Below are 1173 nucleotides of genomic sequence, written 5' to 3'. Positions count from 1 at the left end.
AATGGCCAAGGAGAAGTTCGAGCGCAGCAAGCCGCACGTGAACGTCGGGACGATCGGGCACGTGGACCACGGCAAGACGACGCTGACGGCGGCGATCACGAAGGTGCTGGCGCAGAAGGGCGGGGCGCAGTTCCTGGCGTACGACCAGATCGACAAGGCGCCGGAGGAGCGGGAGCGCGGGATCACGATCGCGACGGCGCACGTGGAGTACCAGACGGAGAAGCGGCACTACGCGCACGTCGACTGCCCGGGCCACGCGGACTACGTGAAGAACATGATCACCGGGGCGGCGCAGATGGACGGCGCGATCCTGGTGGTGTCGGCGGCGGACGGTCCGATGCCGCAGACGCGCGAGCACATCCTGCTGGCCCGCCAGGTGGGCGTGCCGTACATCGTGGTCTTCCTGAACAAGGTGGACATGGTGGACGACAAGGAGCTGCTGGACCTGGTGGAGCTGGAGGTCCGTGAGCTGCTGAGCGAGTACGACTTCCCGGGCAACGAGATCCCGATCGTGAAGGGGTCTGCGCTGAAGGCGCTCGAGGGCGACAAGGGCGAGCTGGGGGAGCAGGCGATCTTCAAGCTGATGGAGGCGGTGGACGCCTACATCCCGACGCCGCAGCGCGCGACGGACAAGCCGTTCCTGATGCCGGTCGAGGACGTGTTCTCGATCTCGGGCCGCGGGACGGTGGCGACGGGGCGCGTGGAGCGCGGGATCATCAAGGTCGGCGAGGAGGTCGAGGTCGTCGGGCTGAAGGCGACGGCGAAGACGGTGGTGACCGGCGTCGAGATGTTCCGCAAGCTGCTGGACGAGGGGCGCGCGGGCGACAACATCGGGGCGCTGCTGCGCGGCCTGAAGCGCGAGGAGGTCGAGCGCGGGCAGGTGCTGGCGAAGCCGGGGTCGATCACGCCGCACACGAAGTTCAAGGCCGAGGTGTACGTGCTGACGAAGGAGGAGGGTGGCCGTCACACCCCGTTCTTCAACGGCTACCGGCCGCAGTTCTACTTCCGGACGACGGACGTGACGGGGTCGGTGCAGCTGCCGCAGGGAGTCGAGATGGTGATGCCGGGCGACAACATCGGGATGGAGGTGGAGCTGATCACCCCCATCGCGATGGAGAAGGAGCTCCGCTTCGCCATCCGCGAGGGCGGCCGCACGGTCGGCGCGGGCGTGGT

At 68.0% G+C, this 1173-nt stretch carries 1 protein-coding gene; it reads left to right on the top strand.

The genetic code is table 11. The features are described 5' to 3' along the window. Nucleotide 1 precedes the first annotated feature (1 nt). On the top strand, nt 2-1173 hold a 1172-nt coding region (tuf, locus tag PSR1_RS23235; RefSeq protein ID WP_059439637.1), incomplete at its 3' end, for an elongation factor Tu.

Source organism: Anaeromyxobacter sp. PSR-1, assembly GCF_000964525.1.
Taxonomy (GTDB): domain Bacteria; phylum Myxococcota; class Myxococcia; order Myxococcales; family Anaeromyxobacteraceae; genus Anaeromyxobacter.
Note: the sequence above shows the minus strand (reverse complement) of the source record. Positions and strands in the feature narration are given on the sequence as shown.